Raw genomic sequence first — 12,605 nt, 5'->3', positions numbered from 1 at the left:
GTGACTCCGACTCCAACACCAACTCCGTCAGTGACTCCGACTCCAACACCAACTCCGTCAGTGACTCCGACTCCAACACCAACTCCGTCAGTGACTCCGACTCCAACACCAACTCCGTCAGTGACTCCGACTCCAACACCAACTCCGGTGACTTCGTGCCCGGCGAATTTCGAGCGCGTCGAAGCAAACGCGACAACCGCCACAGCGGCGTTCTGTATTGCTAAATTTGAAATGAAAAATGTCAATGGCGCCGCCGTTTCAATGGCCGCGAACAAGCCTTGGATCGCCAACAAAGCCACCGCCTCCGCAGCCTGCGCCGATCTCGGCAGCCGCTACCGTTTACCGACCAATGCAGAGTGGAACGCAGCCGCACTCGAAATTTATAATCAAGACGCAAACTGGTCTGGCGGCACAAAACTCAACGGAAAACTCTATACAGGCTATTACTCCGGGTGGAGCGAACCCATCGCCGTGAATGATATGACGAATCCCTATGACGGTACTGGCAAAACTGACAATAGCGAACGCCGCACCTTTCAACTCGCAAGCGGTCACATCATTTGGGATTTCGGTGGCAACGCGTGGGAATGGGTTAGCGACACAATTTACGGTGGCTCTTACAACCCGGATTTGTCACAGCCCTATGCCCGCGATTATTTTAACAACAACTGGGACGTAAAGCCGGGATCTCCTGCGTTATTTGATTTCACAGGAATGACGAGCGTTCCGAAACAGAACAATTTAATGGGCAGCTTGTTTGGCGGGAGTTCTGGAAAAGTCATTCGAGGCGGCGCCAACTGCATACATTCTAACGGCGCGACTGGAATCTTCACCGCCAATATCGGCGATATCACCGCAAATGAAATACAGGCACCGGCATCATGGAATTTAGGCATGAATAATGTCGGATTCCGTTGCGTAATGAGTCTGCAATGATAACCACGGACGGCCGTGTGTGAATAAATATTTTTCGCCTCTTCTAATAGTTGCGACAAATATTCGGTAGCATTTTTCAAAATCAATCCTGAGGAGGAAAAATGAAAACGCTCACCATCCTGGTTCTATCTATTTTGTGCCAATCAATAGCCTTCGCACAAACTTCGAGTGACGACGGAACAATCCACGCCATGATCCGCAGCTGCGACTCTCCGTACTTAGGGAACTTCGAAGACTGCGTGACCCCAGGAAAAACATGCCCACCCGGATACACTCCACGTAGCGCCAATTATTGCTCTCATTCAACCGACGTCGAGATCCAGTGGCACCGCTGCGGCACGACTTGCGAATCTCTGTACAGAGGACGTTAGTGTATCTCCATTTCTTGGAGCTTTCTCGCCAAGGTTTTGCGATCAATCCCCAGAACCTTGGCCGTTTTTTCTTTCATCCGGTCGCTGCGTTCAAACACGAAGTGAATATATTTCTTTTCTAAAACCGAGAGAGACTCCAACTCATCGCCAAAATGAAAGACGAAACTATTGCCGCCATCATCAAGCACGGCTTGGGGATCGAATGAACTCTTCTCTTCAAATAATAAAAACGCACTCAGTTCGACTTCAGGTCCCGTTGTGAGAACAACAGCTCGTTCAATCGCATTTTCGAGCTCACGCACGTTACCCCGCCACGCTTGAGTGAGCAGATATTCTTTGGCCCCCTTTTTAAATCCAGTGATATTTGCGTGATTCAGCTTGCTGTATTTTTTTAAGAAATATTCCGCCAGAGGTAAAACATCTTCTTTACGATCGCGCAATGGCGGAATCTGCAAGGGTATGACATTGAGTCTAAAAAACAAATCCTCACGAAAACGCTGTGCCTGGACCTCCTGACGAAGATCTTTGTGAGTCGCCGCTATGACTCGAACGTCGACGCTTCGTACTTGGTTCTCACCGACTCGTTTGATCTCCTTCTCTTGAAGAACGCGAAGGAGTTTTGCTTGCAGCGGTAGACTTAAATCACCGATCTCATCTAAGAACAAGGTTCCACCGTCGGCTTCTTCAAAAAGACCGATTTTCTTATCAATAGCTCCAGTGAATGATCCTTTTGCATGACCAAAAAGTTCCGATTCCAAAAGATTTTCAGGAATCGCCGAGCAATTAATTGCAACAAATTGCTTTTTCGCCCGAGGACTCCATTGATGAATCGCGCGGGCGAACACCTCTTTACCAGTGCCGCTCTCGCCATTAATGCACACCGTGGCGGTACTTTTTGAAATACGCTTGGCAAGTTCGATGACTTTGCGGATCTTTTCACTTTTACCAATAATGCCCTCGGCATGAATACCTTTACTGACATCCAAAATATCCCGAAGGCTGGCATTTTCTTCATGCAGAGAATGAAACTTCAAAGCGCGCTGAACTGAGATAAGGAGTTGTGGAAAATGCAGAGGTTTCACCACAAAGTCATAAGCGCCGGCGTCGATAGCCCCAATGGCAGTTTCGACATCATTAGAGACAGTAATAAGAATAACCGGGATCGTTGAGCCTTCAGCGCGCAGACGTTTAATAAGATCTACTCCAGAAATTCCCGGCAGATCTAAATCTGTAACGACAGCGCCGTATTGTTTGTCATCTTTTAAAAGACTTTGCATCGCCTGAAGAGGATCCGTAAAATGAGTGACCTCAATCGATTTCTGCTTAAAGAACGCAATAGATAATTCTGCAAGGTCCAAATCATCTTCAATTAAAAGCAAACGTTGTGACGAATTCATCACATACCTCCCTTTCGTCCTCCTTTTAAATAGCGAGGAAAAATGTCCCACGTCAACCGCGACATTTTGTCTCGACGAAAAAAGGATATCAGATGGATAGCTTTTTAATTTGATTTGAAGCTTAATTGTGGCTGGCAAACGAATTGCAAAAACAAAAATCGTCCGGGCAATTCTCCCATCATCGATGCTCGGCTCATCTCAAGAAAGAAAGAAGGAGACATCTATGAATTTCAAAAAACAAACCGCTTTTCTAACACTTGCGAGTGCTGTTCTTTTAGTTGTTGGCTGCTCAAGTGAACCTAAGCAAGCTTCGACCGAAGCGACTCTGCCAAAAACTTCGCAAGCAACTGCGGAGGCCGGTGGCGGACACTATGTCGTTGTCGACTTCGCTAAAGGCGGTAAAACTCTTGATGAAGCTGATAAAGAGAAACTTCGCAATCTCGCTTCTCAAGCTCCCCACAACGGGAAAATTGCCGAGTACGAAGTTCTAGCTTGGGCCGACCGTGAGTACCCAACAGAAGGACAAAAAGCAACTTCTCAAGAAGTTGATCTTGCTCAGGGACGTGCTGATGCCATCAAAGATTTCATGAAAAAAGATCTGAGCACAACTGAATCAGTGAACGGTCACAACATGGCGAAACGCCCAGGTGCGATAGCTGAGCTCTTTAAAACTGAAGACTACAAAACAAAAAACACATTCCAAGGCACGGGGGCGGCTCCAAGCGATCACGCAACGGCCATCAATAAAATTGAAAACAAAGCATCAAAAGCTGTGATTTTCGTTAAGTACGAATAATGATCCAAAAGGAGGATTTTATGGATAAAAATATCATCCAAGGTAAATGGAAAGAGATTAAAGGTGATTTGCGCAAAATGTGGGGCAATATCACTGACGACGAGTGGGAGCAAACTAAAGGCGATGCCACTGCGATTGCTGGTGTTTTGCAAAAACGCTATGGTTATGCCAAAGACGATGCCCAACAAAGAGTTTCCAAAGTGATGGACCGATACTTGTCAGAAAAACGCGACGACCTGGCAAAAGAAGACGAGATCCGCCACTAAAGAGAATGCCTGAACGCAAAGCAAGTGCCCGGGGGCGTCATCGCCCTCGGGTTTTTTTATTTCATCTGTAATTCGGATTTTTCAAGACGCTGAATAAAACCATTAATCGCCAGTTGAACATCATCGACAAGAACTTTTGCTCCCTCAATATCTTCACACTCAATGCATTTTTCTAAAAGAATTCCGAGCTGTTCCAACAAAGGAAAATTAAAACTCACGGCATTTCCACGCATTTGATGGGCCAATGTTTTAACAGCATCCAGCTCGTGCTGCGCAAGTTGCGCGCGGCAAATTTCAAGCTCTTCATTTTTGCGAGTCAGATAACGCATTCTGAGTTCGTAAGGGACGTGAAAATTTGTTGGCATAGATTATTTATAAGAGAATCTTGGTGTTTACTCAACATGAAAAACTAAAATTCCCCATGCCCATGAGGCATTTTTCCTCATTCATTGTTAGACGCCACGCTCATCTAAAATATATCAACATTTCAAGTTGGTACCGAGCTTGCAATAACACTTATTACATGAGGGACACAACGAAAGGAACTTCCATGAATTTCACAAGTAAACTAATCATCTGCACTTTCGCACTTTCTTGCTTCAGTCATTTCGCAAATGCCGAAGAACCCAGTCCCGGTGGATTATTTGTTGAGCCGGCACTGACTTACCAGTCCGGCGAAATGAAAGTGACTTATCCAAGTCCGTTTTCTGACTCAACTGAAAAAATCAACGGCCTTGGCTTGGGCCTCCGCTTAGGTTTTCATGTATATGATTCTCTTTTTATCGCCGCTGACGGACGTTACGCGCGACCCAACTATGAATCTTCTGCCCTGAACGGCTCGGCAACTGCCGACATGTCAAACCTCGGTGTGACTTTGGGAGTACAAACTCCGCTTGCGGGGATTCGTGTATGGGGAACTTATCTGTTAACAGGCTCTTTAAATCCCGAAGCAATTAATGGAGTCGATGTTAAATTCAATAACCCAAAAGGCTACCGTGTCGGAGCCGGGATCTACATCGCCGCTGTGAGCTTAAATTTAGAATATCAAGATTCAAAATATGATTCTGTCACCGTTGAAAAAGCCGGACCTATCACCGGCACCTTTGACAGCGTTAAAGGCAACGACAAATCATACATCCTGAGCGTTTCCTTCCCGGTCGCTCTCTAACCATCCCGCCTTCAGTGGATATATCCTACGGATATATCCACTGCCTCTTTATCTTCGCTGATTTTCGCCTCTAATTTCCGGACTGATCAGCTGCTTCCAGAATTACTTTTGCAACTTCATCTGGTTTTGACAGCATCGGCACATGGGAAGAAGCCACATGCGTGACTTTAGAGCCCACTCTCTGACTCATGGTATTCTGCACATCCGGTGGAATCATATGATCCTGATCGGCAATGATATACCACGAAGGAACGCTTCTCCAGGTTGCAACAGATGTTTTAGTGCCAAAGGCATTGCCAAAAATCGGTCCTTGAACGGCGTAGACGATATCTTGTTCTGCTGGAGTTAAATCTGGCGCGAAGTGTTCACGAACTCCTTTTTCACTCATTGAAAGATAGCCCTCATTATCGGCAACAACTTCTGTAAGCCCCGGAGCAGGAACCTTTGCCGACGCCAAAAGACTGGCCACTGAATCTCCTTCCGCCGGAGCAAAGGCCGCGACATAAACGAGTGCCGCCACTTTTGGATTACTCCCTAACTCGGAAATAACCATTCCACCCCAAGAGTGCCCCACCAGAATCACAGGACCCTGCTGATTATTAACGATTCTTTTAGTCACTTTCACGTCATCGTCGAGGGAACTCAACGGATTTTGCACAGCGATGACTTTGTAGCCTTTGGCTTTTAAAAGTGGAATGACCTTCTGCCAAGAAGAGCCATCCGCGAAAGCCCCGTGAACAAGAACTATGGTTTTTTCCTCTGCGGGACGAGCTTGCGCGCCACCAAGGCCAAGAAATGAAACCGCAACTAAAGACAGTAAAAATAATTTTGCAAATTGCATAGAAAAACTCCTTTCGATTTTTTAAATTTCCTTATCGTGCCACTGACTCATTGATGTTTTGCCCTCAGTTCAAGAATAAATCGTCACTCGCCCGACCTAGCATTTGATGTTTAAATATCCGTACTCGCCAATCTTTAGGAGGTCTCCAGTGCCGCCGAAAAAGAACTACGCTTGGCTCTTATTGTCTTTTGCGATCGTCATGACGTTTTGGCTGCAAACTGTCTGGTTGCAATCCCGACAAATGGTGGAAATTCCGTACAGCGAATTTCAAACTTTGCTGAAAACCAAAGAAGTTGATAATCTCAATATCAGCGAACAATACATCCGAGGACAATTTAAAAACCCCCGCCCCGATAAAAAGACGGAGTTCTACACAGCTCGCGTGAATGAAGATCTCGCTAAGGAACTCGACGACAGTGGAGTCACCTATCTGCGCGTCGTTGAAAGCGGATTTTTGCGCGATCTGCTTTCTTGGACAATTCCCGCCTTGATATTTATTGGCGCCTGGATTTTCATAGGCCGAATGATGGCCGCACGCGGGGGTATTGGCGGCGGACTGATGGCTGTTGGGAAAAGCCGGGCAAAACTCTATGTCGAAACCGATGTGAAAACCACTTTCGCCGATGTGGCCGGCGTTGATGAAGCCAAAGATGAACTTCGAGAAGTGGTGGAGTTTTTAAAAAATCCAGATCACTACAGTCGCTTGGGCGCGCGCATGCCGAAAGGGATTCTGCTTGTCGGCCCACCGGGAACCGGTAAAACCCTGTTAGCCAAAGCGGTCGCTGGTGAGGCGCGGGTCCCCTTTTTCTCTATTAGCGGCTCAGAATTCGTGGAGCTCTTTGTCGGCGTCGGCGCAGCCCGAGTGCGTGATCTGTTTGAAAAAGCCCGCGAGAAAGCCCCGTGCATTATCTTTATTGACGAACTGGATGCTCTCGGCAAGGTTCGTGCAACGCAAATTATGGGCGGAGGCCATGACGAAAAAGAGCAGACTCTCAATCAACTGCTCGCAGAACTTGATGGCTTTGACACGCAATCAGGCATTATCCTGCTCGCTGCCACCAATCGGCCCGAGATTTTAGATCCCGCACTGCTGCGCTCAGGACGTTTTGACAAACAAGTGCTTGTCGATCGCCCCGATAAAAAAGGCCGCGAAGCCATTTTGCGGGTTCACCTTAAAAACATTAAATATGAGCCCAACCTGGAAGTGGACCATATCGCCGCCCTGACATCGGGTTTCACCGGTGCGGACCTTGCTAATCTTGTGAATGAGGCGGCACTCGTTGCGACTCGGAGAAATTCGGCCATTGTCGACAAAAATGATTTCATTTTAGCGATTGAAAGAATCGTTGCGGGGCTTGAAAAGAAAAGCCGCATTCTAAACCCCAAAGAAAGAAAAACCGTGGCGTACCACGAAATGGGCCACGCCATTGTCGCAGGGGCTCTGCCTGGCTGCGATCGTCCGCAAAAAGTCTCAATCATCCCGCGCGGAATCGGAGCCCTTGGCTATACCATCCAGCGCCCCACTGAAGACCGCTACATCGTCACGCGTGACGAATTGATTCATAAAATGGCCGTTCTGCTCGGTGGCCGAGGTGCCGAGCTTTTGGTGTTCAACGAGTTCTCAACTGGGGCCGCCGATGATCTCGTAAAGGTCACAAATATCGCTGAAGCTCTGGTGACGAAGTATGGGATGAGTCCCACCGTAGGCATGGTGGTCTATGAGCAGCAACTGAGTCCGTTTCTCGAAAGTCCTCTACAGGGCCATGAGATCCGTCATTACAGTGAAGACACCGCCCATTTGATCGATCTTGAAATTAAAAATGTCATTGAAGTCGCAAAGAAAATTACAGAAAAGATTTTGCAACAAAACCGGGCGGTGCTTGAAGAAGGCGCGCAGCAGCTGCTAGAGAAAGAAACTCTCTCAGAAGCAGATCTAAAAAATCTTTTCAAAAAGTTGGTCCCTACAGAGATTTCCATTAATGCTCTTTGGAAACCGACTCCTCCGACAACGCCGCCAGCGGAAGTATAAAAAAGGGCCCGTCTTGCGACGGACCCTACCTCCAAACCAAGACAGTGCTCAAGGACAACATGTTGAACATCATTGCTGAGTCCCCAATGCATCATTCGATATGGTGGTGAAGTTATACCGTATGTAAGATGCTAAATTATCGGCTCGGACTTTTTGAACTTAAGCTGTTTCGAACAATTATTTGAAGAACTCGTGGAGATCCACGCAGAAGGCCTCGCCCAGTTTATAGAGTGTATAGAGACTTGGAGAGTGACTGCCGGACTCTAGTCTTTGGTAGTTGCGCAGATCAAAGCCGAAGGCCTCCATCTCTCTCTGAGAGAGACCTTTATCTTTGCGCAGACGCTTGATATTAGCTGCAATATTCGTCAGTAAGACGTCGTACTTTCGATCCAATGAACCCACATTCGAAATTCTAAATTGACGGCAGTCGCAACACCAATGGTGTTGTTTTACCGTATCAAAGTCCGGCGTTCGACTCAAACATCTCTTGTAAATTGTGAGTACTTTTTCATGATTAACTCTGTCTGCATCACAGCACCAATGTGAGTAGATAACAAAAAAGCCGAGGACTTCTCCTCGGCTTTTTCGAACAATCCTCTTATTTAAAACTAGGCCTTGGGAGCGCCTTTTCCCTTCGCCGCTTTCTCTTCTGGAGTCATACCCCATGGAGATCCACCTTTTTTCTCACCACGGCCACCACCGCGTCCACCTTTGCCTCCGCCACGGCCGCCTTTAGCATCCGTTGCAGCTGCCACTGGCTTAGCTGTGTTTAAAAATTCAGGAACATAGTGGTGCTCTTCAACTTGAACAGCTTTCGCCGGAGCAGACTCCCCTTCACCGAGAGAAATAACAAAAACACGCTTCAAATCCTGCTGGTTTTGGCCAGCTACGTCGAGCGCATTAATGAAATACTTTAACTTATCGCCTTCGAATTTGAAGGTTTCACCGAGACTCGTTTGGATTTCTTCAGGACTCTTTCCTTGGTTCGCCAATGCTGCTTTCGCGGCAAGACCTTTATTCAATGTGAAAACTGCAAATTCTGTGATTGATTTCATAGACATCCTCTCTGAATGATTCAGGCATTCATCATGCGCATAAACCTTGCCTGGGTCAATAATGCATCCTATTTTAGGCCTTAAATCAACCGGAGGTCCTATGCTCTACGAATTGACAGCCCCACAATACGCGAAAATGCTTCAAAATCTTAACCGCCTTCTCGACAAAGGTGTCCAACTTGCCGAAACGAAGAAATTTGATGTGGACGTTTTGTTAAATTCCCGCCTAGCACCGGATCAATTCAACCTTATCCGCCAAATTCAGATCGCCACCGACACCGCAAAACTCTCTGTTTCGCGCCTGACAGGCAAAGAAGCACCGAAACACGAAGACAACGAGAAAACCCTGCCGGAACTAAAAGCAAGAATCGAAAGCGTGATTCAATATCTCAACACTTTTAAAGCAGCTGATTTCAACGGCGCAGAGGAAAGAAAAATCACCCAGCCTCGCTGGGAAGGAAAGTATCTTCTAGGTGCTGAATATGCCCAACAACATGCGCTGCCTAATTTCTATTTCCACGTGACGACTGCCTACTCAATTCTTCGTCACAATGGCGTTGATATCGGCAAAAAAGACTACTTGGGCGATTTGCCTTTGAAGGCTTAGATGTCTCACCCGTTTTTCGCGGCACTGGAGTGCGAACAACTTCGTCCGGATAATTTTGATCAGGCACTGGAAAAACATGCCGAAGAACTCGTCTGTGTATTTTTCTGGGGGCACGACTGTCCCAATTGTGAAGTCGCGAAAAAAATGCTGTTTCAGGATGCAGACATCGTGAAACAGCTGGGACTGCGCTGGTTCCACGTCAACGTTTACGAAGACATGGACCTAGGAACTCGCTTTGGCTTGCACGGCATTCCGGCCTTTTTCTTTTTCAAACAAGGCCGGAAGCTTGGAAAGATCTCGCCGTTTCCTGGAATGGATCCGTTTATGACGGCTTTGCGTGAACTTCGCGCAAAGCACCCGGCAACACCCTAGAATTGAATGATCTGCTGACGTAGTGGAATTCAAAAGCCATGAAATATTACACTGGCATGTCTTTACGGTGATCGCCCGAAAGAAATAGGTTTGCCTCTATTGACCCTACCGAGGGGCCCTGTTAAGGTCCTTCGCCATGCTAGTCGATATCGGAAGATTCAATAAACTTACAGTTACTAAACTCGTTGATTTCGGCGTCTTTTTGGACGGCGGCGAAGACGGCGAAATTCTTTTGCCGAAAAAGTTCGTTCCCGAGAACGCTCAAGTGGGTGACGTGCTCGAAGTTTTTGTTTGCTTTGATTCCGAAGACCGCTTGATGGCGACAACCGAAACTCCTCAAGCTCAGGTGGGTGAATTTGCTTACCTGACGGTGGTGGCTGCCACGAAAGTAGGCGCGTTCCTTGCGTGGGGACTTGATAAAGATCTCTTTTTGCCGTTTTCAGAGCAAACACACAACATTCACCCGGGCGATCAAGTGGTTGTTTACCTTTATCTTGATAACACCGACCGCATTTCCTCTTCGATGCGTGTCGAGCGCTATTTATCGAAAGAGCCCGCGGATTTTGAAGCGGGTCAAAGTGTTGATTTGATGATCTATAACCGTACGGATCTGGGTTTTAAGGCGATCATCAATGGCACACATCAGGGCATGCTCTATCACAATGAGGTTTTTCAGCCTTTGAAGATCGGTCAAAAAATCCGTGGCTTCATTCGTCACATCCGCGCAGAAGACGGTAAGATTGATCTCGGTTTACAAAAAACCGGACACCAAGGAGCTGAGGACGTCGGACCAAAAATTCTCGAACTCCTAGAAAAAAATAACGGCTTCTTGGCTCTCACAGAAAAAACGCCGCCTGAAAAAATCTATGACCTTTTTGGCGTCAGCAAAAAGAAGTACAAGATCGCTCTCGGTGGGCTGTACAAGCAGCGCCTTGTCAGCATCGACGAAGATGGTCTTCGCGTTGGGGCTGGCAAAAAAGCTCCTCCAGCACCGAAAAAGAAATAGCCCTCAAAGTGGCGGCCGCTCTTCTCGGGTTCGCTCTTCGGTTTCTTTAAACATTGTCTTCATTGATTCAAACAACACATGAAAATCCCGAGCTCCGTCGTAGACCGGCACCGGCTCGCATTCAAGCTGCAGAAGACTAAAGACCGCCGTCTGCGCTGACCGCACGGAATACTCCACGGTAAACACCACGTCTTCAGGAATCTCGCAGTACTGGCCGATAAAGGCGAGATTCACATAACCCGGCGGCACGACTTCCGGGCGATCGCCCTTATCACGAGTTAAAAACTGACTTGTGATAAACGGCATCATACAGGGAATGCAGTTGGCCTGGGCAATAATCTCAGGCATTTCTTCTATGAAATTCAAATGCGAGCAAAGCTCCGTGAGAATTTCTTCACCGTTACACTCCGACATTTTCTTCTTCACAAAATTGCCTGGCTGATCAACAAAAAGGCCATAACCCCAGAAAACGGTCACATCCTTTGGCTGATTTAAAAAGTGAGGTTGATGAGCAAGAACGATCGACATAAGCCAGTTTGAGTCCGTAAAGGTGACAAGTCCCCCTGTTCCCGCTTCATTCCCCGTGAATTTCTCCATCAAATCAAAAAACTGATGTCCCTTTGAAGTGACAGTGAACGAAACCCATTTAGATTCATCCACCCGGCCTGAAAAAACCGAGGGTCGCCCGAACTCGGGCCGGTTAAAAGCCAATCTTTCCCAGAGCGCCCAATCCCCGCCTTCTCGCTTGGACTTCATGAGTGGAACCGTTTTCATCGAACCAAGACTCGAGGACGCGGTCATCGAGCCATTCGTGACAAAAACCAAGTCCTCGGACTCTATCGGAATATGGTTTTGATCTTCGTTCCGTCGATAGAAAATTTTTGAAACGGCCTTTTTCGTACCGAGATCCGTAAACTCAAGATCGGTCACTTCGGTTTCCATCATAAAGTGCACACCTTCGCGCTTCAGCCACTTGAGCAAAGGCAAGACGATCGAGTCGTACTGATTGTAAGGAGTGCGATCGACACCTTCGAGCGTGTTGATACGTGGAAATTCATGAATGAACCGATGGAGGTAGCGCTTAAACTCAACAACACTGTGCCACGGCTGAAAGGCAAACATCGTCGCCCACATGTACCAGAAGTTGGTTTCAAAGAAGGCCCCCTGAAAGCAGTCCTCAATACTGCGACCACCAAGACTCTCTTCGGATTTCATCATGACTTCAAGAATATCGAAGCGGTCTTTGTAGCTAAAACCCATGGCGGTTGAATCAATTTTTTCCCCGTGATGGACAAGCCGGCAGTGAGAGTTCGTTTTAATCTTCTGGTTAAAGTCGTGAATCTCATCCATGACCGTTTTGGTCTGATCATTCAGCGAGGGAATAAATGATAGAAGATCATAGGTGCAGAGATAAGAAAAATTCAGCATGCGGCCGCCCCGCATGACATAGCCCTTCTCGGCATCGCCGCTGGCATCGAGACTACCACCTGTCATCGTACCCTCTTCGATGATGATAATATTCTCACCGGAGAGATTTCCTTCGCGAATTAAATAGGCCGCACTCGCCAGGGATGCGATGCCACTTCCTACCAAATAGCACTTTCTGTCTGCCATGACGACCCCCTCTGGACTGTCTAAAAATCCTAAGGTCCCGTAAGGATCAGAGTAAAGTGAAGAAAAGCTCATCGAAAACGAAAACACATTGAGAATAAAAGCAAGAGATGTTGAAATTTAAAAATCAGTGCGCCATTGTAGCATTAC

The 12,605-nt window shown here is 47.2% G+C and carries 15 protein-coding genes; 9 read left to right on the top strand and 6 right to left on the bottom strand.

The features are described 5' to 3' along the window. Both JSU04_15040 and JSU04_15035 read left to right on the top strand, forming a co-directional pair. Window positions 1-936 (top strand): SUMF1/EgtB/PvdO family nonheme iron enzyme (locus JSU04_15040; GenBank protein ID MBS1971625.1); only part of this gene is annotated, 936 nt, incomplete at its 5' end. A 101-nt stretch (window positions 937-1,037) separates the two neighbouring features. Further along, entirely contained in the window at window positions 1,038-1,307 is a 270-nt protein-coding gene (locus tag JSU04_15035) for a hypothetical protein (protein ID MBS1971624.1), read from the top strand. On the opposite strand, the gene JSU04_15030 is transcribed toward JSU04_15035, so the two are convergent. After that, window positions 1,304-2,704, bottom strand: a complete 1,401-nt coding sequence (locus JSU04_15030; protein MBS1971623.1) for a sigma-54-dependent Fis family transcriptional regulator — start codon at window positions 2,702-2,704, stop codon at window positions 1,304-1,306. The two genes, JSU04_15035 and JSU04_15030, sit on opposite strands and share 4 nt — an antisense overlap. A 223-nt stretch (window positions 2,705-2,927) precedes the next feature. Here JSU04_15030 and JSU04_15025 point away from each other — a divergent pair, with 223 nt between their 5' ends. After that, entirely contained in the window at window positions 2,928-3,500 is a 573-nt protein-coding gene (locus JSU04_15025; protein MBS1971622.1) for a hypothetical protein, read from the top strand. A gap of 20 nt (window positions 3,501-3,520) precedes the next feature. After that, window positions 3,521-3,766, top strand: a complete 246-nt coding sequence (locus JSU04_15020) for a CsbD family protein (GenBank protein MBS1971621.1) — start codon at window positions 3,521-3,523, stop codon at window positions 3,764-3,766. A gap of 56 nt (window positions 3,767-3,822) precedes the next feature. On the opposite strand, the gene JSU04_15015 is transcribed toward JSU04_15020, so the two are convergent. After that, the gene (locus tag JSU04_15015; GenBank protein ID MBS1971620.1) at window positions 3,823-4,131 is read right to left on the bottom strand and encodes an Hpt domain-containing protein; all 309 of its coding nucleotides are present in this window, start codon (window positions 4,129-4,131) and stop codon (window positions 3,823-3,825) included. A 185-nt stretch (window positions 4,132-4,316) separates the two neighbouring features. Here JSU04_15015 and JSU04_15010 point away from each other — a divergent pair, with 185 nt between their 5' ends. Then, window positions 4,317-4,934, top strand: coding sequence for a hypothetical protein (locus JSU04_15010; GenBank protein MBS1971619.1), 618 nt, complete (start codon window positions 4,317-4,319; stop codon window positions 4,932-4,934). A gap of 70 nt (window positions 4,935-5,004) precedes the next feature. On the opposite strand, the gene JSU04_15005 is transcribed toward JSU04_15010, so the two are convergent. After that, a complete protein-coding gene (locus JSU04_15005) occupies window positions 5,005-5,775 on the bottom strand; it encodes an alpha/beta hydrolase (protein ID MBS1971618.1) in 771 nt (256 codons plus the stop codon). 106 nt (window positions 5,776-5,881) lie between these two features. Between JSU04_15005 and ftsH the strand changes: the two genes are divergently transcribed. Further along, entirely contained in the window at window positions 5,882-7,804 is a 1,923-nt protein-coding gene (ftsH, locus tag JSU04_15000) for an ATP-dependent zinc metalloprotease FtsH (protein ID MBS1971617.1), read from the top strand. A 177-nt stretch (window positions 7,805-7,981) separates the two neighbouring features. Here the strand turns inward: ftsH and JSU04_14995 are convergent, their stop codons facing one another. Together JSU04_14995 and JSU04_14990 are read right to left on the bottom strand one after the other, a co-directional pair. Beyond that, window positions 7,982-8,206 carry a helix-turn-helix transcriptional regulator gene (locus tag JSU04_14995; GenBank protein MBS1971616.1) on the bottom strand — a complete coding sequence of 75 codons (225 nt, stop codon included), beginning with the start codon at window positions 8,204-8,206 and terminating at the stop codon, window positions 7,982-7,984. Window positions 8,207-8,412: 206 nt separating this feature from the next. Then, on the bottom strand, window positions 8,413-8,859 hold the full coding sequence (locus JSU04_14990) for a hypothetical protein (protein MBS1971615.1): 447 nt from the start codon (window positions 8,857-8,859) through the stop codon (window positions 8,413-8,415). A 100-nt stretch (window positions 8,860-8,959) separates the two neighbouring features. On the opposite strand from JSU04_14990, the gene JSU04_14985 reads away from it, so the two are divergent. The 3 genes from JSU04_14985 to JSU04_14975 all read left to right on the top strand — a co-directional run bounded on the left by JSU04_14985 (window position 8,960) and on the right by JSU04_14975 (window position 10,844). Further along, window positions 8,960-9,466 carry a DUF1993 domain-containing protein gene (locus JSU04_14985; protein ID MBS1971614.1) on the top strand — a complete coding sequence of 169 codons (507 nt, stop codon included), beginning with the start codon at window positions 8,960-8,962 and terminating at the stop codon, window positions 9,464-9,466. Then, on the top strand, window positions 9,467-9,838 hold the full coding sequence (locus tag JSU04_14980) for a thioredoxin family protein (protein MBS1971613.1): 372 nt from the start codon (window positions 9,467-9,469) through the stop codon (window positions 9,836-9,838). 136 nt (window positions 9,839-9,974) lie between these two features. Beyond that, window positions 9,975-10,844: a GntR family transcriptional regulator gene (locus JSU04_14975; protein MBS1971612.1), complete on the top strand. Its 870-nt coding sequence runs from the start codon at window positions 9,975-9,977 to the stop codon at window positions 10,842-10,844. Window positions 10,845-10,847: 3 nt separating this feature from the next. Here the strand turns inward: JSU04_14975 and JSU04_14970 are convergent, their stop codons facing one another. After that, a complete protein-coding gene (locus JSU04_14970) occupies window positions 10,848-12,458 on the bottom strand; it encodes an oleate hydratase (protein ID MBS1971611.1) in 1,611 nt (536 codons plus the stop codon). Window positions 12,459-12,605 lie beyond the last annotated feature (147 nt).

This window comes from Bdellovibrionales bacterium (assembly GCA_018266295.1).
GTDB lineage: Bacteria > Bdellovibrionota > Bdellovibrionia > Bdellovibrionales > Bdellovibrionaceae > JACMRP01.
The sequence above is the reverse complement of the archived record's forward strand: the minus strand, read 5'-3'. Positions and strand labels throughout refer to the sequence as shown.

Coding starts and splice junctions, on each gene's coding strand:
- JSU04_15035 (MBS1971624.1), top strand. CDS start 1,038: ATGAAAACGCTCACCATCCTGGTTCTATCTATTTTGTGCCAATCAATA.
- JSU04_15030 (MBS1971623.1), bottom strand. CDS start 2,704: ATGAATTCGTCACAACGTTTGCTTTTAATTGAAGATGATTTGGACCTT.
- JSU04_15025 (MBS1971622.1), top strand. CDS start 2,928: ATGAATTTCAAAAAACAAACCGCTTTTCTAACACTTGCGAGTGCTGTT.
- JSU04_15020 (MBS1971621.1), top strand. CDS start 3,521: ATGGATAAAAATATCATCCAAGGTAAATGGAAAGAGATTAAAGGTGAT.
- JSU04_15015 (MBS1971620.1), bottom strand. CDS start 4,131: ATGCCAACAAATTTTCACGTCCCTTACGAACTCAGAATGCGTTATCTG.
- JSU04_15010 (MBS1971619.1), top strand. CDS start 4,317: ATGAATTTCACAAGTAAACTAATCATCTGCACTTTCGCACTTTCTTGC.
- JSU04_15005 (MBS1971618.1), bottom strand. CDS start 5,775: ATGCAATTTGCAAAATTATTTTTACTGTCTTTAGTTGCGGTTTCATTT.
- ftsH (MBS1971617.1), top strand. CDS start 5,882: ATGTTTAAATATCCGTACTCGCCAATCTTTAGGAGGTCTCCAGTGCCG.
- JSU04_14990 (MBS1971615.1), bottom strand. CDS start 8,859: ATGAAATCAATCACAGAATTTGCAGTTTTCACATTGAATAAAGGTCTT.
- JSU04_14985 (MBS1971614.1), top strand. CDS start 8,960: ATGCTCTACGAATTGACAGCCCCACAATACGCGAAAATGCTTCAAAAT.
- JSU04_14980 (MBS1971613.1), top strand. CDS start 9,467: ATGTCTCACCCGTTTTTCGCGGCACTGGAGTGCGAACAACTTCGTCCG.
- JSU04_14975 (MBS1971612.1), top strand. CDS start 9,975: ATGCTAGTCGATATCGGAAGATTCAATAAACTTACAGTTACTAAACTC.
- JSU04_14970 (MBS1971611.1), bottom strand. CDS start 12,458: ATGGCAGACAGAAAGTGCTATTTGGTAGGAAGTGGCATCGCATCCCTG.